General features: G+C 46.7%; 21 protein-coding genes. 19 read left to right on the top strand and 2 right to left on the bottom strand.

Translation table 11 applies throughout. From position 1 onward, the window contains the following. The first annotated feature begins 5 nt into the window (after positions 1 to 5). The 13 genes from D081_RS00665 (at position 6) to D081_RS00605 (ending at position 16151) form a co-directional block, all read left to right on the top strand. Positions 6 to 560 (top strand): GerMN domain-containing protein, encoded by a 555-nt coding sequence (locus D081_RS00665; RefSeq protein ID WP_085022211.1) that lies wholly within the window; start codon positions 6 to 8, stop codon positions 558 to 560. Positions 561 to 740: 180 nt separating this feature from the next. After that, positions 741 to 2111, top strand: a complete 1371-nt coding sequence (locus D081_RS00660; protein ID WP_085022210.1) for an SPFH domain-containing protein — start codon at positions 741 to 743, stop codon at positions 2109 to 2111. Between the two features lie 48 nt (positions 2112 to 2159). Further along, positions 2160 to 3305, top strand: a complete 1146-nt coding sequence (locus tag D081_RS00655; RefSeq protein WP_085022209.1) for a hypothetical protein — start codon at positions 2160 to 2162, stop codon at positions 3303 to 3305. A gap of 16 nt (positions 3306 to 3321) precedes the next feature. Next, the gene (locus tag D081_RS00650) at positions 3322 to 4200 is read left to right on the top strand and encodes a YgcG family protein (RefSeq protein WP_085022208.1); all 879 of its coding nucleotides are present in this window, start codon (positions 3322 to 3324) and stop codon (positions 4198 to 4200) included. A 134-nt stretch (positions 4201 to 4334) separates the two neighbouring features. Then, positions 4335 to 5183, top strand: coding sequence for an undecaprenyl-diphosphate phosphatase (locus D081_RS00645; protein WP_198941926.1), 849 nt, complete (start codon positions 4335 to 4337; stop codon positions 5181 to 5183). A 15-nt stretch (positions 5184 to 5198) separates the two neighbouring features. Continuing rightward, entirely contained in the window at positions 5199 to 5951 is a 753-nt protein-coding gene (locus tag D081_RS00640) for an exodeoxyribonuclease III (protein ID WP_085022207.1), read from the top strand. 21 nt (positions 5952 to 5972) lie between these two features. Then, complete coding sequence (locus tag D081_RS00635; RefSeq protein WP_085022206.1) at positions 5973 to 6542, top strand: PolC-type DNA polymerase III; 570 nt, start codon at positions 5973 to 5975, stop codon at positions 6540 to 6542. 301 nt (positions 6543 to 6843) lie between these two features. Continuing rightward, positions 6844 to 7182, top strand: a complete 339-nt coding sequence (locus D081_RS00630; protein ID WP_085022205.1) for a hypothetical protein — start codon at positions 6844 to 6846, stop codon at positions 7180 to 7182. Between the two features lie 404 nt (positions 7183 to 7586). Continuing rightward, positions 7587 to 10733, top strand: a complete 3147-nt coding sequence (gene ileS, locus D081_RS00625; RefSeq protein WP_085022398.1) for an isoleucine--tRNA ligase — start codon at positions 7587 to 7589, stop codon at positions 10731 to 10733. A 149-nt stretch (positions 10734 to 10882) separates the two neighbouring features. Next, positions 10883 to 11782 carry a DapH/DapD/GlmU-related protein gene (locus tag D081_RS00620; RefSeq protein ID WP_085022204.1) on the top strand — a complete coding sequence of 300 codons (900 nt, stop codon included), beginning with the start codon at positions 10883 to 10885 and terminating at the stop codon, positions 11780 to 11782. An 87-nt stretch (positions 11783 to 11869) separates the two neighbouring features. Next, positions 11870 to 13210: a pyrimidine-nucleoside phosphorylase gene (locus tag D081_RS00615; RefSeq protein WP_198941925.1), complete on the top strand. Its 1341-nt coding sequence runs from the start codon at positions 11870 to 11872 to the stop codon at positions 13208 to 13210. 240 nt (positions 13211 to 13450) lie between these two features. Further along, positions 13451 to 14836 (top strand): FAD-binding oxidoreductase, encoded by a 1386-nt coding sequence (locus D081_RS00610; RefSeq protein WP_085022203.1) that lies wholly within the window; start codon positions 13451 to 13453, stop codon positions 14834 to 14836. 1 nt (position 14837) lies between these two features. Further along, a complete protein-coding gene (locus tag D081_RS00605) occupies positions 14838 to 16151 on the top strand; it encodes a (Fe-S)-binding protein (RefSeq protein WP_085022202.1) in 1314 nt (437 codons plus the stop codon). Positions 16152 to 16209: 58 nt separating this feature from the next. Here D081_RS00605 and D081_RS00600 read toward each other — a convergent pair whose 3' ends face one another. Together D081_RS00600 and D081_RS00595 are read right to left on the bottom strand one after the other, a co-directional pair. Next, positions 16210 to 17523 (bottom strand): metallophosphoesterase family protein, encoded by a 1314-nt coding sequence (locus D081_RS00600; protein ID WP_085022201.1) that lies wholly within the window; start codon positions 17521 to 17523, stop codon positions 16210 to 16212. Positions 17524 to 17641: 118 nt separating this feature from the next. Further along, positions 17642 to 17875, bottom strand: a complete 234-nt coding sequence (locus tag D081_RS00595; RefSeq protein WP_198941924.1) for a helix-turn-helix transcriptional regulator — start codon at positions 17873 to 17875, stop codon at positions 17642 to 17644. Between the two features lie 207 nt (positions 17876 to 18082). Between D081_RS00595 and D081_RS00590 the strand changes: the two genes are divergently transcribed. From D081_RS00590 to D081_RS00565, 6 genes are all read left to right on the top strand, one after another. Next, entirely contained in the window at positions 18083 to 19198 is a 1116-nt protein-coding gene (locus D081_RS00590; RefSeq protein WP_085022200.1) for a hypothetical protein, read from the top strand. A gap of 110 nt (positions 19199 to 19308) precedes the next feature. Beyond that, positions 19309 to 19797: a hypothetical protein gene (locus tag D081_RS00585; protein ID WP_143272051.1), complete on the top strand. Its 489-nt coding sequence runs from the start codon at positions 19309 to 19311 to the stop codon at positions 19795 to 19797. A gap of 147 nt (positions 19798 to 19944) precedes the next feature. Further along, positions 19945 to 20976: a [FeFe] hydrogenase H-cluster radical SAM maturase HydE gene (hydE, locus tag D081_RS00580; RefSeq protein WP_085022198.1), complete on the top strand. Its 1032-nt coding sequence runs from the start codon at positions 19945 to 19947 to the stop codon at positions 20974 to 20976. A 2-nt stretch (positions 20977 to 20978) separates the two neighbouring features. Continuing rightward, positions 20979 to 22397: a [FeFe] hydrogenase H-cluster radical SAM maturase HydG gene (hydG, locus tag D081_RS00575; protein ID WP_085022197.1), complete on the top strand. Its 1419-nt coding sequence runs from the start codon at positions 20979 to 20981 to the stop codon at positions 22395 to 22397. Between the two features lie 2 nt (positions 22398 to 22399). Further along, positions 22400 to 23626, top strand: coding sequence for a [FeFe] hydrogenase H-cluster maturation GTPase HydF (gene hydF / locus D081_RS00570; RefSeq protein WP_085022196.1), 1227 nt, complete (start codon positions 22400 to 22402; stop codon positions 23624 to 23626). Between the two features lie 197 nt (positions 23627 to 23823). Beyond that, the gene (locus tag D081_RS00565) at positions 23824 to 25314 is read left to right on the top strand and encodes a [FeFe] hydrogenase, group A (protein ID WP_085022195.1); all 1491 of its coding nucleotides are present in this window, start codon (positions 23824 to 23826) and stop codon (positions 25312 to 25314) included.

The following is a 25314-nucleotide window of genomic DNA, read 5'->3' as shown; positions in this document are numbered from 1 at the left end:
CCATAATGAAAATAACAAAAATTATCGCAGTACTGATGATTGTGCTCATGACCCTGGTGGTGGCCGGCTGCGATAAAGATAATAACCCACAGACCAATAAAAATACCAATACTGTGGTGGAGAACAAGACTGAAAAAACAGCTGATGAGAAAATCAAGGTAAAGGTTTACTTCCCTAATAACGATGCTACCAGGCTGGTGGCTGTGGAGAAGACGGTCAAGACTTCTGGAACCAATAAGTATAAGGCGGTCATGGAGGCACTGATGGAGGGGACAAATGACAGTAAGCTCTCTGTTGTGATGCCAAAGCAGGCCAAGCTGTTGGGGGTTTCTGTAAGCGGCGACACTGCCAAGGTTGATTTTGACAAGGCCCTGGTGAAAAACTTTAATGGTGGGTCCACTGGCGAGGAATTTCTGGTGGGCTCCATCGTCAATACCCTCACGGAATTCCCGGAGATAAAGAAGGTTCAGATTACCATTGAGGGCCGGAATGTGGAGTCTATTAAAGGACATATGGACACCAGCAAGCCATTGCCCCGCATGGATGAATTACTGAAATAAATACGTACTGGAATACTGCTTATGGTTTTCTGCGGAAAGCTATGGGCAGTATTTTTTTATTTTATAAAACTATAGTCACATTTATAAACCATAAAAGGTTTTTGCCAATTAATATAGAATAATGAACATGTAGTATTATGTTATTTACGCGTTGTTTATTTTATATGGGGGGTAAAAACTATGGGCCTTATTAAAGCAGCCATGGGTGCTGCAGGCGGTACTCTGGCGGACCAGTGGAAGGAATTTATTTATTGTGAAAGCATTCCGGCGGACCTCTTGGTGGTAAAGGGGCAAAAACGTCTCAGCAGTCAGGGGCGCAGCTCCAATACCAGTGCAGAGGACAATGTAATCTCCAATGGCTCCATTGTGGCGGTCAATACCGGCCAGTGCATGATTATAGTGGAGCAGGGCAAGGTAGTGGATATTTGCTCCGAGCCTGGGGAATATCGGTATGATACCACTTTGCAGCCATCTGTATTTACCGGTGGTCTGGCAGACAACGTAAAGGCAATTTTCGGTGAAATCGGCAAGAGATTTACCTTCGGCGGCGATCCGGGGAAGGATCAGAGGGTATACTTTGTCAACACCAAGGAAATCATTGGCAATAAATACGGTACTCCAAGCCCAATTCCTTTTGATACCTTTGACAAGCGCAGCGGCCTTAGCATGACTGTGTCCCTGCGGTGCTTTGGCGAGTACAGTTATCGGATTACCAATCCGGTGTTGTTCTACACCAACGTATGCGGCAATATAACTGACTCCTATTCCAGAGAGGAAATTGACAGCCAGCTTAAGAGTGAGCTGATGACCAAGCTGCAGCCGGCTATGGCCAAGCTGTCAGAGCAGGAAATCAAATACAGCAGCATTCCGGCCCACGTAGACGAGCTGGCAGATACCTTAAATAATTTGCTCAGCCAGAAATGGGGTGAGCTGAGAGGTATTGAGATAGTTTCCTTCGGTGTCAGCAGCGTAAAGGCCAGCGACGAAGACGAAGAAAAGATTAAGGATTATCAGCGTTATGCCAGCATGGGCAATGCCCATATGGCCGGTCTTCAGATGGCCGGCGCTACCGCTGATGGTGTAAAGATGGCAGCCTCCAATGAAGGAGGTGCCGGGGCCATGGGTGCCTTTATGGGCATGGGCATGGCCGGTGGTATTGGCGGCGGTCAGGCAGCCCAGATGATGCAGATGGGTGCAATGCAGCAACAGCAAGCCCAGCAGGCTCAGCAAGCACAACAGCAGCCACCTCAGACTCCACCACCAGCTGCAGCGGCTCCAGCAGGAAATAGCTGGAAGTGCTCTTGTGGTAATGAAAATACTGGCAAGTTCTGTACTCAGTGCGGTGCAAAGAAGCCAGAGCCTCAGGGCTGGACCTGCAGCTGTGGTAGTGTAAACCAGGGCAAGTTCTGTCCAAATTGTGGTGCCAAGAAACCGGCTGATGCGCCTCTTTATAAGTGTGACAAGTGCGGCTGGCAGCCGGAGGACCCACATCATCCACCTAAATTCTGTCCTGAATGTGGTGATGTATTTGATGATAACGACATTCAGTGAATGGTGTTTTTGGGATTTTGACTTAATGACATGATAGGGGGGATGAATATGGCAGATACCTCGGTAAACTATAAGTGTCCTAGCTGTAGTGCGCCTCTTGCCTATACTCCTGGCAGTGGCAGTAAGATAAAATGTGAATACTGCGAGGCAGAATTTACTGTAGAGGAACTGGAAAGACTGTACGCAGAACAGGAAGCAGCGGCAGCTCAGGCCAATAAGGCCAAGGATGAGAAAATAGAGAAAAAGCAGTTTGAGATGGAGGCGGCAGGGGGAGCCTGGGATGCGGAAGAAATTGCTATCCTAAAGGCCATGACCTGTTCCTCCTGCGGTGCTGAAATAGTTTGTGATAACAATACAATGGCCACGGAGTGTGTTTATTGCGGCAATCCTACCATGGTTCCGGGCCGTTATGAAAAGCAGCTTCGCCCTGATATGGTCATTCCTTTCCAAAAGAACAAGCAGGATGCCAAGATAGCCTTTGCGGCATATCACAGGGGTAAATGGCTCCTTCCAAGCAATTTTGCTTCCAAAGCCAGAGTAGAGGCCATTCAGGGTATGTATGTGCCATATTGGCTATTTAATGAATCTGTTGAGGCCGAGGCTGAGTACAGTGCCACCAAGACCCGTTGCTATACTGATGGGGACTATGATGTTACAGAAACCGACTATTATAAGGTTCATCGGGCCGGTACTATGAATTTTTACAATGTGCCTGTGGATGGCAGTGTGAAAATGGACGACACATGGATGGAAAGCATTGAGCCATTTGATTATAATCAGCTGGTTCCTTTTAATACTTCCTATATGGCAGGCTTTTTGGCTGACAAATATGATGTTGATGCCAAGGCGGCCTTGCCAAATGCTGAGGTGCGTATTAAAGAGTCGGCAGATGGGGTGTTGCGTTACACAGTGGATGGCTATGATTCCTGTACTACGGAGCATTTGAGTGTTTTCAGAACCGATGGCAAGGAGCAATATGCTATGGCACCTGTATGGATTCTGACCACCAAGTATGAGGATAAGCCTTATACCTTCGTTATGAACGGCCAGACCGGCAAGCTGGTAGGCGAGCTGCCAGTGGATGAAAATAAGGCCAAGATGTACTGGGGGTTGGCAAGTCTCATTACATTGCCTATAACCTATTTCATCTGCAAGTGGATAGTGTTAATTCTGATGGAAGCTATGGCGGATTAGGACAGGGGGCAGAGAAATGAAAAAGATATTTACGATTTTTATGTCCCTGTTGCTTCTGCTGGCATTTTCCATGCCGGTTATGGCAGAGACTACCAAGGTGAAAAAGGTTACGAATACTGTAACTCAAACGGATAAACAGGCCAATGTCAACACGGGACTGCCGACCAATCTGGCAGCAACCAGCGTCCATGATATGGAAGGCTTAATAACACCTGAACAGTCGGCGGCTTTGGAGAAAAAACTCAATGGAATCGAACAGAAGCACAATGTTCGGGTGGCTGTAATGACCGTACCAAAGGATTCAAACACGGGAACTGAGAAGGGGATTAAGGCATTTGCTGATGATGTCCTCAACAAGTATTATCGTGATGAAGCCCACAACAACGGCAGTATTATGCTGGTGATTTGCCCGAGTGCCAGAAAATGGGCTGTTACCACGGACAATAATATGCGCCAGCGCATCACCGATGAAAATGGTTTCCCGGCCATAAAGGAAGTATTCCTGGATGAGATAAAGGACCATAAGGATGACTATAATGCGGCCTTTAACAATTATGCCGACAAGGTGGATGAACTTTTGGTCTACTATGAGAACGAAGGGGAGCCTTGGGATCCGGCCAATGAGTTCAGCATTATGGGATTAATCCTTGGAGCCCTGTGCTCCTTTGGCTTGGGGTATCTCTTTGTCTGCTATTTGCGGAGTAGGATGAGCAATGTACAGCATGTGAGCCAGGCAGATGATTATTTGGACAGAAACTCAGTGAATATTACTCACCAGTCCGATACCTTCCTGCGTACTACAGTAAGCAGGACCAAGCGGGAAAGGAGCGAAAGCAGAAGCTCCAGCAGTTCTGGTGGCAGTAGCAGCAATGGCGGCGGCAGCGGCAGCTATTAATATCATGTTGATGAATGAGGTGGGATCTGTTTTCCACCTCATTTTTGTGTATGGAATATTTCCCAATTAATGGAAAAAAAGAATAATTGTATTATAATATCTCTGTTTGAATAGAAATGAGGAGAGATATTAAAATGGATTTAAGCTTTATGGAATTAATTAAGACCGTGATACTGGGTATTGTGGAGGGCCTGACAGAGTGGCTTCCTATCAGCAGTACCGGTCACATGATATTGGTGGATGAATTTATCAAGCTGGATGTGTCCAAGTCCTTTATGGATATGTTCCTTGTGGTTATTCAGCTGGGAGCTATTTTGGCTGTTGTGGTGTTGAATTTTGACCGGCTGAACCCATTTTCCAGCCACAAGTCCAGCATGGAGAAGAAGGAAACCTATCAGCTGTGGTACAAGGTAATCTTTGCCTGCCTGCCGGCAGCTATTATTGGTCTCATGTTCAACAAGTACATGGAGGAGCACTTCATGACTGCACCAGTGGTGGCCTTTACCCTGATTTTTTATGGTATCATGTTCATTGTGGTGGAGAATTACAACAAGGGTAAGACTCCGAAGGTCAGCAATCTCAATGAGCTGAGCTACAAGACAGCCTTTATTATCGGCATGTTCCAGGTGCTTTCCCTTGTGCCTGGTACTTCCCGCTCCGGCTCCACCATTCTGGGTGGTATTCTTTTTGGTGCGTCCCGTTACGTGGCGGCAGAGTTTACCTTCTTTTTGGCCATTCCGGTAATGTTTGGTGCCAGCCTGCTGAAGATCGTCAAGTTTGGTATTCACTTCACCGGTCCGGAGATGCTGATTATGGTTATCGGCATGGCTACTGCCTTCGTGGTATCTGTTATTTCCATTAAGTTCCTGCTAAGATATATTAAAAACAACGATTTCAAGCCATTTGGCTACTATCGTATAGTGCTTGGCATAATTGTAATTGCGTATCTCCTGATGGTTGGTGACCCAACTCAGAATGGATGATGAGGGGGAATTTATATGCGTTTTGTTTCGTGGAATGTTAATGGCCTCAGGGCCTGTCTGACCAAGGGCTTTATGGAGTCCTTCCGGGATATGGACGCAGATGTGTTTTGCCTGCAGGAAACCAAAATGCAGCCAGAACAGGCTATTTTGGATCTGCCGGGGTATAAGCAGTATTGGAACAGTGCGGAAAAGAAGGGCTATTCCGGAACTGCAATTTTTACCAGAGTTGAGCCAATTGATGTTACCTATGGTCTTGGTATTGAAGAGCATGACCATGAGGGTCGGGTTATTACCATGGAGTTTGAGGACTACTATCTGGTGACTGTGTATACTCCTAATTCCCAGAAGGAGCTGGCTCGGCTGGAGTATCGCATGACCTGGGAGGATGCCTTTAAGGATTATGTGTGTGGTCTGGATAAGAAAAAGCCGGTGATTATCTGCGGCGACCTTAACGTGGCCCACAAGGAAATCGACTTGAAAAATCCAAAGACCAATCATAAAAACGCTGGCTTCACTGACGATGAACGTCAGAAATTTACGGAGCTGCTGCAGGCCGGCTTTACCGATACCTTCCGCAAGGTATACCCTGATGTAACAGGGGCCTATACTTGGTGGTCCTATCTCAGAAAGGCCAGAGCCAACAACGCCGGTTGGCGTATTGACTACTTCCTGGTATCCAACCGTCTGGACACCAAAATCGAGTCTGCCACTATCTACAATGAGATTTTCGGCAGTGACCACTGCCCGGTAGGGTTGGAACTGAAATAACAGCTTGGAAAGAGGAAGTATATGTTAGGCAAGAGCAAGGGGAAGCAGTTAGTTGAATATGTGCCGGATTATGTGGTATTTGATCTGGAGACCACGGGGGTTAACTGCTTTAAGGATAGCGTGGTGGAGATTTCTGCTGTCAAGGTTATTGGGGGCCGGGTGGAGGATGAGTTTTCCAGCCTGGTTAATCCCCGGCGGAGTATTCCCTACGATGCTTCCAGGGTAAATGGCATTACAGATGCCATGGTGGCCAATGCACCGCTTTTCGACAAGGTTTTGTCGGAGTTTATAGACTTTACTGAGGGGCTGACCCTGGTAGGGCACAATATCCACAGCTTTGATTTGAAGTTTATTTATCGGGACAGTGAGCGGTATTATGGGGGTATTCCGGGGAATGATTATGTGGATACCCTGAGATTGGCCAGAAAATACTTGCCTCAGTTAAAGCGGCACAATCTGACCGTATTGGCTGAGTACTATGGCATTTCCACCGAGGGAGCCCACCGTGCCTTAAATGACTGCCACATGAACCAGCAGGTGTATGAACAGCTGGGGCTGATTATGAACAAGGGCTGTATGCCCATGTTCTGATGCTGTTGCTGTTTGATGGCATAAATATAATTTGATTTTATCGGTCGTAAAAATCGGATTTAATATTTTGATTTTACGGCCGTATTTTATGGCATATATTGTGATAAATTATGTTACCTTTAGGACTGTAGTCCCTGAGGATATATTAATAATATATATTGGACTACATAAATAGACTAAAATTATTTACAAATCAGTATATCTATGATAATATATCTCCGTATTTTTAGTAGCGTGATGTGGATATTTATTACTAAAAACACAGAATAACAAATTATTAAGGAAGGGTACGAAGTAAGAAATGAGCAAGACAAGTGATGTAGCAATAACTTTTTCCATTGAGGATTATTTGAACGGCATTAACCCTAAGAAGGTTATTACCAATGTAAGAAATATGCTGGCCCGTCTGACCGAGTACAAGGAGACAGACAAGACCATTACTATTTTCTTTGATGATATTGACTGGGACGACAGCGACCAGGAGATTGCCTCCTTCATGGATGTGGCAAAGCAGTTTGATTTTATTTTCCAGAAGATTTGTGGCGAGGATGCTGACAGACAGCTTAATGTTATTGACCCATCCTCTGAGCTGTTTTCCCTGCATGAGGAGCCTTCTGTTGTAAAGAAGTTTGCCATTTGATGGTATAGTATAAAAATTCATTCTTCTTATTGCAGAAAAATCCCATATATGGTACAATTTCAAGCAGTTTAAGATATAAAGACGATGATGAAGAAAGTATTCTGCTGATGAAACTTTCAGCGAGCAGGGAAACGGTGCAAGCCCTGCAGGAGTAGTGGCAGAGGAAAATCACTTCGGAGTAGCAGGTCAAAATGCCATACAGCTGGCAAAGTAGGCTGAGCCGGGATCTCCCGTTACAGAGATAGTATATGCTGGTATACGAAATAGGTGGTATAGTGAAGCTGGGCTTCATCCTGTTTTGGGGTGGAGCCTTTTATTTTTGCATGATGGCTCCCGTCCTATTTTGGGCGGGAGTATTTTTATTATTAAAGGCTGCCAGTACAGCAAAACAGGAGGTAATCAATTTGTACAACAAGGTTGACACAAACCTGAATTTCGTTGAGCGCGAAAGAGAAATCCTGAAATTCTGGAAGGAAAATGACATTGCCAGGAAGTGTATTGATATCCGCGAGGGCTGCGATACCTTTACCTTCTATGATGGCCCCCCAACTGCTAACGGCAAGCCTCATATCGGTCATGTACTGACCCGTGTTATCAAGGATATGCTGCCTCGTTATCAGTCCATGAAGGGCAAGAAGATTCTCCGCAAGGCCGGTTGGGATACCCATGGCCTGCCTGTAGAGCTGGAAGTGGAGAAGAAGCTGGGCCTGGATGGCAAGGAGCAGATTGAAAAGTACGGTATTGAGCCATTTATCAAGGAATGCCGTGAGTCCGTTTGGAAGTACAAGGGCATGTGGGAGGAATTCTCCGATGTTGTTGGCTTCTGGGCTGATATGGATAATCCTTACATTACTTATGAAAATAATTACATTGAGTCCGTTTGGTGGGCTCTTAACGAAATCTGGAAGAAGGGCCTGCTCTACAAGGGCCACAAGGTAGTTCCTTACTGCCCTCGTTGCGGTACCCCTCTGTCCTCCCACGAGGTAGCCCAGGGCTACAAGGATATCAAGGAACGCTCCGCCATGGTTCGCTTCAAGGTAAAGGGTGAGGACAATACTTCCTTCCTGGCCTGGACCACCACACCTTGGACCCTGCCTTCCAACCTGGGTTTGGTAGTAAATCCGGAGGTGGATTATGTAAAGGTAAGCTGCAACGGCGAGTATCTGATTTTGGCTGAGGCTCTGGTGGAGAGCGTATTCTCCGGCATCAAGTCCAAGGACAACCCGGAGGAAGCTGCCAAGGTAGAAATCGTTGAACGGTTCAAGGGCAAGACTCTGGAGCGCAAGGAATATGAGCCACTTTATTCATTTGCTGAGGGCAAGATCAAGAAGCAGTGCTTCTTCGTAATGTGCGATGATTATGTTACTACTTCCGATGGTACTGGTATCGTTCATACTGCTCCTGCATTTGGTGAGGACGATGCCCGGGTTTGCCGCAACTATGACATGGACTTTGTTCAGTTCGTTGACAGCAAGGGCAACATGACCGAGGAAACCAAGTGGGCCGGTGTATTCGTAAAGGATGCTGACCCAATGATTCTGGATGATTTGAAGGCTTCCGGCAAGCTCTTCAAGGCACCTAAGTTCGAGCACAGCTATCCTCATTGCTGGCGTTGCGATACTCCACTGATTTACTACGCCCGTGAGTCCTGGTTCATCAAGATGACTGATGTAAAGGAAAGACTCATTGCCAACAACAATACCATTAACTGGCTTCCAGATACCATCGGCAAGGGCCGTTTTGGTGAGTGGCTGGAGCACGTACAGGATTGGGGTATCAGCCGTAACCGTTATTGGGGTACTCCACTGAATATCTGGGAGTGCTCCTGTGGCTGTCAGCATTCCATTGGTTCCATCGAGGAGCTGAAGTCCATGTCCGACAACTGCCCGGAGGATATTGAGCTGCACCGCCCATATATTGATGCAGTAACCATTAAGTGCCCTGACTGTGGCAAGGAAATGAAGCGTGTACCGGAGGTTATTGACTGCTGGTTCGATTCCGGTTCCATGCCGTTTGCCCAGTGGCATTATCCGTTTGAAAACAAGGAAATCTTTGAGGAGCGTTATCCGGCTGACTTTATTTCCGAGGCCGTGGACCAGACCCGTGGCTGGTTCTATTCACTGCTGGCAATTTCCACATTGCTCTTTGATGATTCCTCCTACAAGAATGTAATCGTTCTCGGTCACGTTCAGGACAAGGACGGCAAGAAGATGAGCAAGTCCAAGGGCAACGCCGTTGACCCAATGGATGCCCTTAACAAGCATGGCGCAGATGCTATTCGCTGGTATTTCTACGAAAACAGTGCTCCTTGGCTGCCAAACCGCTTCCATGATGATGCGGTACAGGAAGGCCAGCGCAAGTTCATGGGTACCCTGTGGAATACCTATGCATTCTATGTGCTTTATGCCAATATTGATAATTTTGATGCGACCAAGTATGAGCTGGATTATGACAAGCTGTCCGTAATGGACAAGTGGGTACTGTCCCGTCTGAATACCCTTATTAAGACTGTGGACAACAATCTGGCCAACTACAAGGTTACCGAGACTGCCAAGGTTCTCCAGGAATTTGTGGATGAGCTGTCCAACTGGTATGTACGCCGCAGCCGTGAGCGGTTCTGGGGCAAGGAAATGAACCAGGATAAGATTAACGCTTACATGACTCTGTACACTGCCCTGGTTACTGTTATTAAGCTGGCAGCACCTATGGTTCCATTTATTACTGAGAGCATTTACCGCAATCTGGTTTGCAGCGTAGACGACAAGGCACCAATTTCCGTTCACATGACCGACTTCCCTGTAGCCAACGAGGCATTTATTGATGCCGAGCTGGAAAAGAACATGGAGCTGGTACTGGATGTGGTTGTTCTTGGCCGTGCAGCCCGTAATGCTTCCAATATCAAGAACCGTCAGCCAATCGGCAATATCTTTGTCAAGGCTGACAGCGAGCTCAATGACTTCTTCAAGGAAATCGTGGCTGGCGAGTTGAATGTAAAGCATGTTGAGTTCAAGGATGATATGGAGGAATATCTCTCCTACACCCTGAAGCCTCAGTTCAAGGTGCTTGGTCCAAAGGTTGGCAAGCAGATTGGCGAGGTTAAGGCTGCCCTGGCTACTCTTGATGGCGCAGCCGCCAAGGAGGAGCTGGACAAGACCGGCAAGCTGAAGCTGTCCTTAAAGAGCGGCGAGGTTGAGCTGGAGCCTGAGGATATTGATATTACCATGTCCCAGACTGAGGGCTTTGCTACCCAGCGTTATGGCAGTGTTACCATTGCTTTGGAAACCACCCTTACCCCTGAGCTGGTTGAAGAAGGCTTTGTACGTGAGATCATTTCCAAGCTTCAGACCATGCGTAAGGAAAATGGCTTTGAGGTAACCGACCGCATCAATGTATTTGCTGCCGGCAATGATAAGCTGACTGATATCATGAGCCGCAATGAGGACATGATCAAGAAAATCGTTCTTTGTGACGGCATCACCTACGGTTCCACCGACGGTTTCGTGAAGGAATGGAATATCAATGGTGAGAATATTACTTTGGCTGTAAAGTAATACAAGCAATATAAGTAAATAATCAGGGCCCCTGCTGTTTGTTTTAAAGCGGCAGGGGCTTTGCTTTGTTTGCAGTTTACATTTTTTTGTAACTTGGTGTAAAATTTAAGTAGATTTTATATTTTAAAAGAGAGTTTGGGGATAATAACATGGAAGAATTTGTAGTGGATTTACGTAAATTGAAGGATACAGATAAGCAGCGGGCTGTTACCTTGGAGCAGAAGCTATTTGCCCTGAATCATACCATGCCACGTACTGATGAATATATGGCGGCCATCAAGGATATATTTGGTGAGCATTTTGGTGAGGGAAGCTACATTGTGGCGCCTCTGTCAGCAGTGTGCGCCGAGAATATGGTTATCGGCAAGAATGTTTATATCAACAGCAATTTGCTGGCCATGGCCCGGGGCGGCATTACCATTGAGGATGACGTCCAGATAGCCGGCAATGTATCCATTTTGTCAAATAATCACGATCCTTATGAGCGGCAGGTGCTGACCTGTAAGCCTGTTCTGATTAAAAAAGCAGCCTGGATAGGGGCAGGGGCCACTATTTTGCCGGGGGTGACCGTGGGAAAGCACGCCATTGTAGGGGCGGGCTCCGTGGTAACCAAGGACGTACCGGATTATAGTTTGGTAGTAGGCAATCCGGCCAAGGTGGTCAAGACCCTGGATGAAGACAAGTTTGAGAAGGCGCTTGACCCGGCAGTTATCAATAGCTACGTGGGCAGCTACAATTTCCAGGGGGGAGAAACCGGCTATTTCAGCATGAAGCCCTACGGAGAAGGGGATAGTCTGGCGGAAATCCGCTTTTTGGCCCCGGAGGGAGCTGAAAAGATTGAATGTGAAAATGGTGAAGCAGGCTGGCGTTTGGCTGATGGTACCGAATTGAATATCAGCAAGGGAATGTTTACCAGACGCTTGGGTGATATTATTGAACCGGTTATCAAGGATCCCCGTGAGCCGGGCAAAATGATAGCAATTGCCTATGAAGTTACTGACGGTGATATGACCCTGGAGGCTGAATGGTCCTTTTTAGATGACTTTTGATATATTGCGTCACTTTCTGCTGTTTGTTCTGGGGCGTCTGAACTTCAGGAAAAAGGTAATGAGTCTGATTTGAGAGGGATAAGCTATATGCCAAATGTAAAGCATTTTCGAATGGTTGATGTTATAAGTAAAAAAAGGGATGGCGCCAGTTTAAGCAAGGAAGAAATACAATACTTTATTGATGGGTGCGTTGATGGTTCCATACCGGATTATCAGACCTCAGCCCTTTTGATGGCAATTTATTTTCAGGGGATGGAGGACCGGGAGTTGGCAGATTTCACCATGGCCATGGCTCATTCCGGTGACATGATTGATCTATCTCCTATTAACGGCATAAAGGTGGACAAGCACTCTACGGGAGGCGTTGGGGATAAAACCACTATGGCTGTGGCGCCTATTGTGGCCTCCTGTGGTGTGAAAATGGCCAAAATGAGTGGCCGGGGACTGGGGCATACCGGTGGAACAGTGGACAAGCTGGAATCCATACCGGGATATAATACCGTACTGGACAAGGAGTCCTTTTTTAATCAAGTGAATAAGATAGGAGTCAGCGTCATTGGCCAGAGCGGTAATTTGGCACCGGCCGATAAAAAGCTTTATGCCCTGCGGGATGTAACGGGAAGTGTGCCAAGTATTCCTCTTATTGCATCATCGATTATGAGCAAAAAGCTGGCTGCGGGGGCTGATTGCATTCTGCTTGATGTAAAATGCGGCAGTGGAGCATTTATGAAGAATGTATCCGATGCAGTTACCTTGGCTCAAAAAATGGTTGCGATCGGTGAGCATAATGGTAAACGAACCATGGCTTATGTTACCAATATGGATATACCATTGGGGGAAAATATCGGTAATGCCCTGGAGGTCAAGGAAGTAGTAGATGTATTAAATGGCAGGGGGCCGGCTGATTTGACACTGGAGTGTGAAGAATTATCTGCTACCCTGCTGATGATGGCCGGCAAGGGAGACAGGCCGGAATGTATTGCCATGGTAAGAAAAGCAATAGAGAACGGCGAGGCCATGGACAAATTTAAGGAAATGGTACAGGCACAGGGAGGAGATATCTCCGTATTTGACAATCCTGAGGAATTTACCAGAGCCGCAGTTTGCTATGAGGTCAAGTCAGACAGAGAGGGATATATTTCGGCAATGGATACTGAGTCCATTGGCATAGCATCCACCATGCTGGGGGCTGGCAGGGAGACCCTGGACAGCATTATTGACCCTACGGCCGGCATAACAATATGCAAAAAAACCGGAGACAAGGTGAATATTGGAGATGTATTGGCCAAATTCTATACCTCCAGGGAAGAGTTGCTTTCTCCGGCAGTTAAACGATATTATGAGGCTTTAAGCTATAGTCAGCAGGCACCGGAAAAATCGAAGCTGGTGTATGCCGTTGTCGATAAGGATGGGGTCACTATGCGATAATAATTATTTTTCGTGGGAAAATTTATTATCTAATCGTCAGACATAATCTGAAAATTTTGGGTTCACGTCATAAGATTTTTTTATGGCGTGAGCCCTTTATTTTGCTGTATATTTATGGCTTTATTAAAAATATGGGCTCTTTTTTTATTTTCAAAAGAAGGATTATATTCAGATTTGTCGAACAAATTTAAAGTAGGACATTATCGGTTTATTTTTGATTTATATTAAAGGAGAGTAAGTATGGAAAAGGATCAATTAATTGCCGAGATGAAGAAGATTGTTGGGGATGAAAATGTTCTTCATTCTAAAGAAGCCCTTTACGCGTATTCTTATGATGCAACACCTGGTCATATTTATATGCCTGATGTAGTAGTATCACCTGGCAATGTTCAGGAAGTTTCCGCCATTATGAAGTTTGCCAACGAGCACAAGATTCCGGTTTATCCTAGAGGCTCCGGCACCAATCTGTCTGCAGGGACTGCACCGCTGAAGGGCGGTATTGTGCTGCTGATGCTTCGCTTCAACAAGATTATTGATCTGGATTTGGAGAATCTTATTGCTGAGGTTGAGGTTGGTGTTGTGGTACAGGATATTAATGATTATGTGGCACCACATGGTCTTATTTATCCACCGGATCCTGGTACTGTTAAGACTGCCAGTCTGGGTGGCACCATCTGTGAAAATTCCGGCGGTCTCCGTGGCTTGAAGTATGGCATCACCAAGAACTATGTTCAGGGGCTGGAGGTTGTTCTGGCCAACGGCGATATTATTCACACCGGCGGCAAGAACGTAAAGGATGTATCCGGCTATGACATGACCAAGCTGTTCACAGGCTCTGAGGGCACTTTGGGTATTGTTACGAAAGCTTATCTGAAGCTGGTACCAAAGCCTGAGGCTCAGGCCAGCATGATTGCCGTATTTAACACTCTGGAGGATGCGGGCAATGCCGTATCTGATATTATTGCGGCCAAGATTATTCCGGCTACCATGGAGATTTTGGATAATGCCTCCATCCGTACAGTAGAAGACTTTATGCATGTAGGTCTGCCAACTGATGCAGCGGCTATTCTTCTTCTGGAGGTTGATGGTCATCCTGTCATTGTTGCCGACGAAAAGGAAAAGGTTCTGGAAGTATTGAAGAAGAACAATGCGGCTGAGGTTACTCTGGCCAAGTCTCCGGAGCACAAGGAGCAGCTTTGGACTGCACGCCGTATGGCCTTGCCTTGTCTGGCAAAGCTCCGCCCTACTACCTTCGTGGAGGATGCCACCGTGCCAAGAAGCAAGCTGACGGCCTTCCTGAATATCGTTACAAAGGCTGCCAAGGATTACAATGTAACTATTGGTACCTTCGGCCATGCCGGTGATGGCAATATGCATCCTACTATTGTTTGTGATCTTCGTGACAAGGAGGAAATGGAGCGGGTTCACAAGGCTATGGATGTGATTTTCCGTGGTGCAGTTGAATTGGGCGGTACCCTTTCCGGTGAGCATGGTATCGGCCTGGGCAAGCTGCCTTGGATGGAACTCCAGCACGGCAAGGAAGGTATGAACGCCATGAAGGCTATCAAGCGGGCTCTTGATCCTAATCTGATTTTGAACCCTGGCAAGCTGATAGGAGAGTGTTAATATGGCTAATGAAATCACAGCAGAGGAAATTAACAAGCATGATGCCACATTGCTGAAGGATATAGACGATGCCCTGGCCAACTGCATGAAATGCGGTAACTGTCAGGCGGGCTGTCCGATTTATCGGGAAACCCGCAAGGAGTTCTCCGTTGCCCGAGGCAAGATTTCCCTTATGCAGGCCATTCTCAGCGGCAAGCTGGAGATTACCAAGGAATTTGATGGCATGATGGCCCAGTGTCTGACCTGTAAGACCTGCGCTGCCAACTGTCCTTGCGGTGTAAAGGCTGATGAATTGATACTTCGCGGCCGTCACGCCACCATTAAGGCCCGGGGGCTTAACCCTATAAAGAAGACTGTATTCAGCCTCCTGTCCAACCGTCCGCTGTTTAACACAGTACTGCGTATGGGTGGTATGTTTGGCTGGCTGACCTTTAAGGATATTCCGGATAAGAATGCAGTTCTGTCCCGTCTGCCAATGCCGGGCATGGACCCTAATCGGGCCACGGCACCACTGGCTGCTACTCCATTGCGGGCCGAGTTCCCACCGGTAATCAAGGTGGACAATCCTAAGTACAAGGTAGCTTTCTTTACTGGCTGTACCATCAACTTCATGTACACTGACATGGGCAAGGCAGTTATTGAGGTTTTGAAGGAAAATGGCCATGAGGTAATTCTGCCGGGGGCTCAGCACTGCTGCGGCACTCCGGTTCACGTATCCGGTGCCTTTGAGCTGGCCAACGAAATGGCCAAGCACAATATTGAGGTGTTTGAGCGTTATGAGTGCGACTATATTGTAGGTGCCTGTGGTTCCTGTGTGGAAGCACTCCTTGACTATCCAAAATGGCTGGAGGATGAGCCGGATTGGGCTGCCAGAGCTCAGGCTATTGCCGACAAGGTTCGTGAAATCAGCCAGTTCCTGGTAGAAACCGGCTACAAGACCGATAATCTGGGGGCTATCAACAAGACTGTTACCATGCATGACCCATGTCACATGGTGCGTGGTATTCATGTAACAGAGCAGCCTCGTGAAATTCTTAAGTCCATTCCTGGCCTGAATTTCGTGGAAATGAAGGAGCATGACCGTTGCTGCGGTTCCGGTGGTTCCTTCAGCCTGGCCCATTACGAGCTGTCCCGTCAGATTAATGACAGGAAGTGTGAAAATATCAAGGCCACCAATGCGGACTATGTTTGTGCCAGCTGCCCAAGCTGCCGCATGCATATAACTGACGGTATCGTACAGAATAAGATGCCACAGGTGGTATATCACCCAATTCAGCTGTTGGCAGAGTCCTACAAGCTGGGCAAGCAGAAATAAGCAGATAAAAGTGAAGCCGACTGGTTTATTATCCAGTCGGCTTTTTATTTGTGCTGATTTATTTTGTTACGCTTATTTCATCCAGCTGGGTGCCATCAGGCAGGAAGCAGCGGATGGTAATGCTGTTGCCGGCAACCCTCATGGTGAGGTAGTTGTCGGTTTCCGGCTGTGGTGCCACAACCTTATCCAGGCTATGGCTGGTCCAAAGGCGGTCATAGCGGACATTGCCGGAAAGGCCACATAAAAGATAAAGGGGTCCCTTGTCGTTGTGGCTTTCTCCCACTATATGCCCCCGATTTCTGTAGGTGTGGAGATGGCCCGTCAATACAATATCCACCCCATATTGTTCAAAGATAGGCATAAAGAGCTGGCCCTCTTCGGAAATTCCTTCCTTGCGCTCCGGCCGGCGGGCAATGCGGTATTGCAGCACATCCCGGTGCATAAGGACGATTTTCCACGGTTTCTTGGTGCTACTGAGGTCTTTGTGAAGCCATTCCACCTGTTCCTCCATTAAACCGTCCTTGAAATTTTTCAGCTCCCGCTCCATGGTGTTTAGAACTGTAAAATGCACCTGCCCATAGTCAAAGGAATAGTAATAGCGGTTAAAGCTGTTGCTGTGGTTATCCGGCACATTGAAGTAATGGAGGTAGGCCATGGGCAGCTGTTCCTTCCAATCCCGGTTGTAGCACTCATGATTGCCCATAACCGGCACAAAAGGAATTCTGTCAATAAGACCCTCAATAGAGCCGAACCAGGCCCGCCACTGGCTGCTGTCCTCGCCGTTATCCACCAGGTCTCCCAAGTCGGTAAAAAGCTCTGCTTCGGGATGGCGTTTAATGGCACTTTGGGCCACATTGCGCCAGTCACTGTAATCACTGGACTGGGAGTCAGTGAAAATCAGCATGGTGAAATCGTCTTTCGTGGCATCGGCTGTCTGCACCGGGAACCAATCGGTTTGCTCCTTGCCGTCTTCAATGGCAAATTCATAGGCTGTGTCCGGGGCAAGATTATCCAGTAAGGCAGAATACTGAATATGGTTTTCACCATCATCGAAGAAGGAATCATCCTGTACGGGGAAAACCATTTCCCGTTTTGTGTCCTTTTTTAGCCGCAGGCGTATCAGCGGCTCCTTCATGGGCTCTGCCGCCTGCCACATAATGCGGCGGCTGTGGGCATTATCAGTGGTAATCAGCTGACGGAGATATTGGGACTGCTTATCATGCAGCAAACTGCGGGCATGATTTTCTATGTCTCGTCCCATACTGGTTTTCCGTAGGGCCAAGATACCTCCGCCCGCCAGCATAACTCCTGCTCCGGCCATCAGCTTTATAAAATTGCGTCGTGATAATGTGTTCTTGTCTGTAGCTTTCATAGTAATTCATCCTGTCTCAGACACAATAATCTGTTTCCTAATTTGTACCCTTAAAGTGAGGCACCCGTCAAGTTTTTTCAATAAAAAAACCAGCCTGTATACGGCTGGCCGATTATGTTTAATCATTATCCGGGGGGATGTATTCAATCAGGTCGGATACATCACAATCAAGGGCGTGGCACAGCCTGGCAAGCACACCAGTGTCAATACGCTGTATCGTGTTTTTGCAATATCCCCGCACCTGGGACCTTTGTAATTCGGCCCGGAATGCTAACTTGTTAATGCTGATATTTTGCTCTTGGAGTATATCACCCAGTTTAATATTTATTCTCCCATATTCTATTTCTTTCATGTCGATCACCCAAATTAAACTACAATATATCATCATACATTGTATTATTTTTACGGGTTATTTGTAATGGGTGATATATTATGGTAATATTTATATGGGTAGATATATACCCATAGGGATTGTGTCGGCCTTTTTTTATTTTGTAAAGGTCTTGTATAAAATGTTGTTTACCATTAAAACGTTTTAGTTGATGGGAGGAAATGGGATATGTTTAAAAATCATATTTCAGCAGGGATAGCTTCTTTTCTTATGTGTGCTGGGATGATGGTGGGCCTGTCTCATGTGGCAGATGCCGCCAGCACCGTAAATGTTGACCGGAATGATGTGGCATATCATCGGGAGATGGAAAATAAATCCAGAAACTTTGATTTTCAGTACGAGCCACAATATGGCGTTAGGGTAGGTTATTTGGTAACTGGTGATGATCAAGCATTGTTGGATGAAGATACTATGGGATATATCCGTCGAATTCTTCACACTAAGTTTCCTGGTGCCCGTTATCCTATGGAAAGAATAGAGAATGTTGGTGGGCATTTCCATCAGGGCCGTAGAAATACAGGTGATACGTACATTTTGACTGAAGCTCATGATGTATTGGCCAGAGAATATGAAAAATTGGAAGATTTATATCATATAAAGCAAACTTCACATACGGATAATCGTTCAAGCAATGGTCCAGAGCATGTTGTCGATTCATATGGACCTGATTCAGCTGTACATGGCAATTCTTATGATTTTTCCGGACATTTATCTACTCTTCCTAAAGAGGAATATGTAAATTTTGCGAGAGAGTTGGAGGAAGATGGGTTAGGTGGATATGATTATTTGATAATGTTTAATATTAAGCCTATCAGAACCCAGGTGAAAGATAAGATTATTGGCCAAAGCCGTTGGACCGATTGTAGGCTTTCGGTGCGGGCAATTGATGTACACACTGGAAAATATATTGAAAGAGGCGAGTATTATTCTCGTGGATATTCTGGTGGTGTAGAATATAATATATTGCCTTGGCCGATTAAAATATTTGTTGGAGATGGTCCTCCTTGGCGTAAGGCTATGCGTCGATCTATTATTGATGCTATGATTCAGAGCTTCGATAATATGCCAATTGGTAAGTATTCTGTCTGTGATAATCCATACTGTGCAAGACGTCAGGATGAAATACGGATGGAGAAGGTTTTTGGTAAAAATTATCGTCATTGTGTAAAGCACTGTAATGACAAGACCTTCTGCGGTGACCACATGGTAGATTACCAGATTGATGCTGATTTGCCGGCATCCTATGTAAACAACGAGAAAGACCCACTTTATACCCGAGAATAATAGCGAATGATATATTAAAAGAATTTTATTATGAGGCTTTGCGTTTTTGTGAAAGCCTCATAATGCTTTTAGGATTTGTAAATTAAAAACATTTGCGGAGAGTGATTGTGATGAACAGATGTCAGTGGTCAGCACTATGTAGAATTGTTGTTGCAGTAATGATGTTATTTATAGCGGAAAATATTGGTGTAAATACAGGTGAGGCATCTATTTGGGGCAAGGTGTTTACCCATAGGGGTGACGTATACAGTATAGATAATTTCCGTACAAGCATCGTGGATTTTCCAAATTCTGGAAAAGCCTTGGTTTCCTGGTGGAAAATAGAGCACGAGGATGGCACTTATTCTATAGAGAAATGGGCGTACAAGGGCAACCTGGCCCGCGGTACTGCCAAGGGTTGTCTGTTGGCGGTGGCTAAGTATGATCGAGTCGGGGATGATGAGGAAAGTGAAACTATAACGGATAATCCATTGGATACGGATTTCAATGTAGTTTTCCCTGAGTCCATAGGTGAAGAAAAATATAGGACAGCTATAAAGGCATATAGTGACAGACGGGGCATATATCAGGCAGAAAAAATAGCTGAGGTTTGGGACTGATTTTGCGGGAGCGTTGCGGCATATATTGGCAACGCTCTTTTTTACTGTATAAAATGCGCAGATACGTTGATTATATGCACAAAAAGGAGTAGTATTTTTAATGTGTATATCTTTTTCTGATAGTTCCGACATTTAGGGGGCGGTTTTATTTCTATCGTTGATGAAATTGAGGCAAAACAGAATATTACCCTTGAGCAGCTTCAATATCTTCTGGATGGAAATGAGGCTGATTATCTGAAGCAGCGGGCAGTGGCTGTGCGGGAAAGGATTTACGGCAAGGATGTGTATATCCGTGGGCTCATTGAGTTTACAAATTATTGCCGCAATAACTGTTATTATTGTGGCATACGCCGTGGAAACAAGATAATAGAAAGATATCGGCTAAGTCAAGAAGGAATATTGGCGTGCTGCGGAGAAGGATATAGATTGGGGTTTCGTACCTTTGTGCTTCAGGGGGGCGAGGACGAATACTATACCGATGACCGCATATGTCAACTCATAGGGGATATAAAAGCCAGCTATCCGGATTGTGCTGTTACCTTGTCCATAGGGGAAAAGAGCCGGGGGAGCTATGAAGCCTATTTCAAGGCCGGGGCTGACCGCTATTTGCTGCGGCATGAAACCGCTGATGCTGGACATTATAAAACCTTGCATCCCCGTGAAATGTCGCTGACTAACCGTAAGGAATGTCTGTATAATTTAAAGGACATCGGTTATCAGGTGGGAGCCGGCTTTATGGTAGGCTCGCCGGGGCAAAGCGTGGCCACCCTGTATGAGGATATGCAGTTTTTAAGGGAGCTGAATCCTCACATGGTGGGGATTGGTCCATTTATACCTCAGCATGACACACCTATGGGTGATAAAGCAGCGGGGACGGTGGATATGACGGTTACCTTACTGTCAATTATTCGACTTTTGCTGCCAAGGGTTTTGCTGCCGGCTACTACGGCCCTGGGAACCATTGATCCTATAGGCCGGGAAAAGGGCTTGCAGGCCGGTGCCAATGTGGTGATGCCAAACCTTTCACCACGGGAGTTTCGTGAAAAATATGCAATTTATGACAAGAAAATCTGCACGGGGGAAGAAGCAGCTGAGTGCATAGAGTGTCTGAAAAAGAGAGTGGGTAATATCGGTTACAGCATCGTCTGTGACCGGGGAGATTATAAAGTGGGTGAATGAGAATGTATGACGTTAAATCAATGAAGGCAGAGGAGTTTATAGCTGATGAGGAGGTCAGAGCTGCTCTGAAGTATGCCGACGACAACAAGGACAATATGGAGGTAGTGGATGCCATTATTGCCAAGGCAAGGCTGGGCAAGGGGCTGAGCCACCGGGAAGCATCGGTCTTGTTGGCCTGTGACAATGAGGAAAAGCTGCAGGAGGTATACGAGCTGGCCAAGCAGATCAAAGAGGATTATTATGGCAACCGTATCGTGCTGTTTGCCCCTTTATATCTGTCCAATTATTGTGTTAATGGCTGTCTGTACTGTCCATATCACATGAAAAATAAGCATATCAGCCGGAAAAAGCTGACCCAGGACGAAATCCGCCGGGAAGTAATCGCCCTGCAGGATATGGGACATAAGCGTCTGGCTATTGAGCTGGGTGAGGATCCGGTTAATAATCCAATTGAATATGTGCTGGATTCCATCAATACCATATATAACATCAAGCACAAGAACGGTGCTATCCGTCGGGTAAATGTAAATATTGCCGCTACCACGGTGGAAAACTACCGCAAGCTGAAGGAAGCCGGCATCGGCACTTATATATTGTTCCAGGAAACCTACAACAAGGAATCCTATGAGCAGCTTCATCCAACGGGGCCAAAGCATGATTATGCCTACCATACCGAGGCCATGGACCGGGCCATGGAAGGCGGTATCGACGATGTGGGTCTGGGGGTACTCTTTGGCTTGGAGAGCTATCGCTATGAGTTTGCGGCTTTGTTGATGCATGCAGAGCATCTGGAGGCGGCTCATGGAGTCGGTCCGCATACCATCAGCGTACCACGGGTAAAAAAGGCGGATGATATTGACCCATCGGCCTTTGATAATGGTATCAGCGATGAAATGTTTGAGAAGATCATTGCCCTTATTCGGGTGGCCGTGCCTTATACCGGTATGATTATCTCTACCCGTGAGGGAAAGGCTGTCCGCGAAAAGGCTCTGGCTATGGGCGTTTCCCAGATAAGCGGGGCCTCCCGTACCAGCGTAGGCGGTTATTATGAGGAGGAGCCTGAGGATGACAACTCTGCCCAGTTTGATGTCAGTGACCGTCGGACATTGGATGAGGTTATAAATTGGCTGATTACCCTGGGCTATGTGCCTAGCTTCTGCACCGCCTGCTATCGTGAAGGCCGCACCGGGGACAGATTCATGACTTTGTGCAAGAACAAGCAGATTCTCAATTGCTGTCATCCAAATGCCCTCATGACCCTGAAGGAGTATCTGGAGGATTATGCCAGCGACGATACCAAGTCAAAGGGCTTGGCCATGATTGAAAAGGAGCTGGAGAAAATTCCAAACGAGAAGGTGCGGAAAATTGCCGCAGAGCACTTGGCCGATATTAGTAATGGACAGAGGGATTTTAGGTTTTAATTATGGCAGAATTGAATTCAACACCAAACGCCAATCGGCTCCATATCGGGATTTTTGGCCGGACCAACAGCGGCAAATCATCGCTGATTAATTTAATAAGCGGTCAGAACACATCTATTGTGTCGGATGTGGCCGGAACCACTACGGATCCGGTGTATAAGGCCATGGAAATCCATCCCTTGGGAGCCTGTGTCATTATTGATACCCCCGGCATTGAGGACCATAGCGTGCTGGGGGCCCAGCGTCTGGAAAAGACCAGGCTGGCCATGGAAAAGACTGATATAGCAGTGTTGGTATTTCCTGGTAATGGGCAGAAGGATTTTTCTGAAGAATACAAGCTGTTGGATTATTTTCATGGCAAGAATATAGCAGTATTGTGTTTGATTAATTCCTTTGGCGAAGAGGAACCAACCGATGCTTTGAACAAGGAAATAGGGGGAAGAATACATCCCAACAAGGACGTCCTGCTGACAGTTGACTGTGATGGTGACAAAGCCGATAGAAAGACGCAGCGGGACAAGGTTGTGGTGGCCCTGTCCAAGGTTATGCCCGAGGATTATGACGAGGCATTTATCACTGGCCAGCTGGTCAAGGAAGATGATGTGGTGCTGCTGGTTATGCCTCAGGATATTCAGGCTCCAAAGCGGCGTCTTATCCTGCCTCAGGTTCAGACCATTCGGGAACTGCTGGACAGGAAATGTACAGTGGTATCAACCACCACTGATAAGCTGGAGCTCACCCTGAGCCGGCTGAAGGAAGCACCGCAGCTTATTATTACTGATTCCCAGGCCTTTAAGCTGGTGTTTGAGCATAAGCCGGCGGCAAGCAGGCTGACCTCCTTTTCCGTGTTGTTTGCAGCTTATAAGGGGGATTTAAAATATTACGTGGAGGGTGCACATCATATTGACAGCCTCACAGAAAAATCCCGGGTGCTCATAGCAGAATGCTGTACCCACGCTCCTTTGGCTGAGGATATTGGACGTGTTAAAATACCACGGCTGTTGCGGCAGCGCTTCGGGGAGGGGCTGCAGGTCGATGTGGTTAGTGGCACGGATTTTCCGCAGGAGCTCACTAAGTATGATTTGATTATTCAATGTGGTGGCTGTATGTTTAACCGCCGCTATGTATTGTCCAGAATCGAACGGGCCAGGGAGATGGCCGTGCCAATGACAAATTATGGGGTTACCATTGCCCACTTGACGGGAATTTTGGACAAAATTGTTATGTGAACTATAACATATTAAATATAAAAGGGATGGTAGGGACCATCCCTTAATTTATCTATAGTTATATTTAATAATTGCATAAAAACTAAATATTTCTATATTTATTAATCCGTGGTAAAATAATAAATAGGTATTATTGTACGAATTTTGTGTCAATTGTGTAAATGGTGTTGTGTAGTAGACGTTAGGGGAGTATATGTATGAGTAACAAGATGTCTCGGCGCAAGTTTTTAAAGGTTGTGGCCGGCTCAGGCGTCCTGGGATTCGGGGTAATGGCTGCCGGTTGCAAGGGCAAACCCTCCGGGGGCGACGGCTGGGTGTCCAGCCAGTATGAAGGGAAAGGCGATTTCCCTGTACAATTAAAGGGGCGCGTGGCCATTAGCGCTGCCAATCCGTCCATCGAGCGTGATGATGAGAAGTGTATTTTGTGTGGCCAGTGCGTAGATGCCTGCAAAAATGTAATGGGGGTATACGGCAATTACCCATTGCCATTAAAGCAGGAGATAGCCTGTGTTGGCTGTGGCCAGTGCGTTATGCAGTGTCCATCCGGAGCCATCACGGAAAAGAGTCATGTCCGTAAGGTTTTGGATGCCCTGGATGATGACAGCAAGTATGTAGTGGTGCAGACTGCACCAGCCACCAAGGTTTCCCTGGGTGAGGAGTTTGGTATGCCTCAGGGGACTGGTGTGGGCAGGAAAATGGCAGGAGCATTAAAGGCTGCCGGCTTTGATTCTGTATTTGATACCTGCTTTGCCGCAGATCTCACTATTATGGAAGAGGCCTCGGAGTTTGTGCATCGTCTTACCAAGAAGAAGGATGAGATTCCTCATCTCACTTCCTGCTGTCCGGGCTGGGTGAAATACTGTGAGTATTTCTATCCGGAACTGATGCACAACCTGTCAACCTGCAAATCTCCGCAGAATATGATGGGAGCTACCATTAAGTCCTTCTTCGCCCAGAAGATGGGAATTAATCCGGATAACATTGTGAATGTGTCCATTATGCCTTGTACCGCCAAGAAATTTGAGGTGGCCCGTGAGGAGCTTCAGGTGGACAACCAGCGGGATATGGATTATGTTCTGACCACCAGAGAGCTGGCGGTTCTGTTAAAGCACAAGGGCATTGACCTTAATACTGTACCAGAGTCGGACTATGATTCTGTTATGGGTGAATCCACCGGTGCAGGCCGTATCTTCGGTGCTACCGGCGGTGTTACTGAGGCGGCAGTTCGTACCGCTTATTATTTGGCTACTGGCTCCAATCCGCCGGCAGGCCTGCTGGACTGGAAGCCGGTTCGTGGAATGCAGGCTGTGAAGGAAGCTACGGCAAGTATTCCTGGTGTTGGCTCTGTTAATATTGCAGTTTGTCATGGTCTGGAAAATGTTCGTCAGCTTCTTGATGGCATCAAGGCAGCTGGAAGCAGCAAGTGGCAGTTCATTGAATTTATGGCCTGTCCTGGTGGCTGCATTGGTGGCGGCGGTCAGCCAAAGACCATGGATGCAGTGGAAGCCAAGAAACGGCGTATCGAGGCTATTTACAAGGAGGATACAGGCTCCGCAAAGCGTTGCAGCCACGATAATGCAGAAATACAGGCAGTCTATAAGGACTTCTTCGGCAAGCCTCTCAGTGAAAAGGCTGAGAAATACTTGCATACAACCTTTGTCAATCGGCACGGCCGGTTGTTTGATTGA

The organism is Anaerovibrio sp. JC8, from assembly GCF_002100115.1.
Classification (GTDB): domain Bacteria; phylum Bacillota; class Negativicutes; order Selenomonadales; family Selenomonadaceae; genus Anaerovibrio.
The sequence above is the reverse complement of the archived record's forward strand: the minus strand, read 5'-3'. Positions and strand labels throughout refer to the sequence as shown.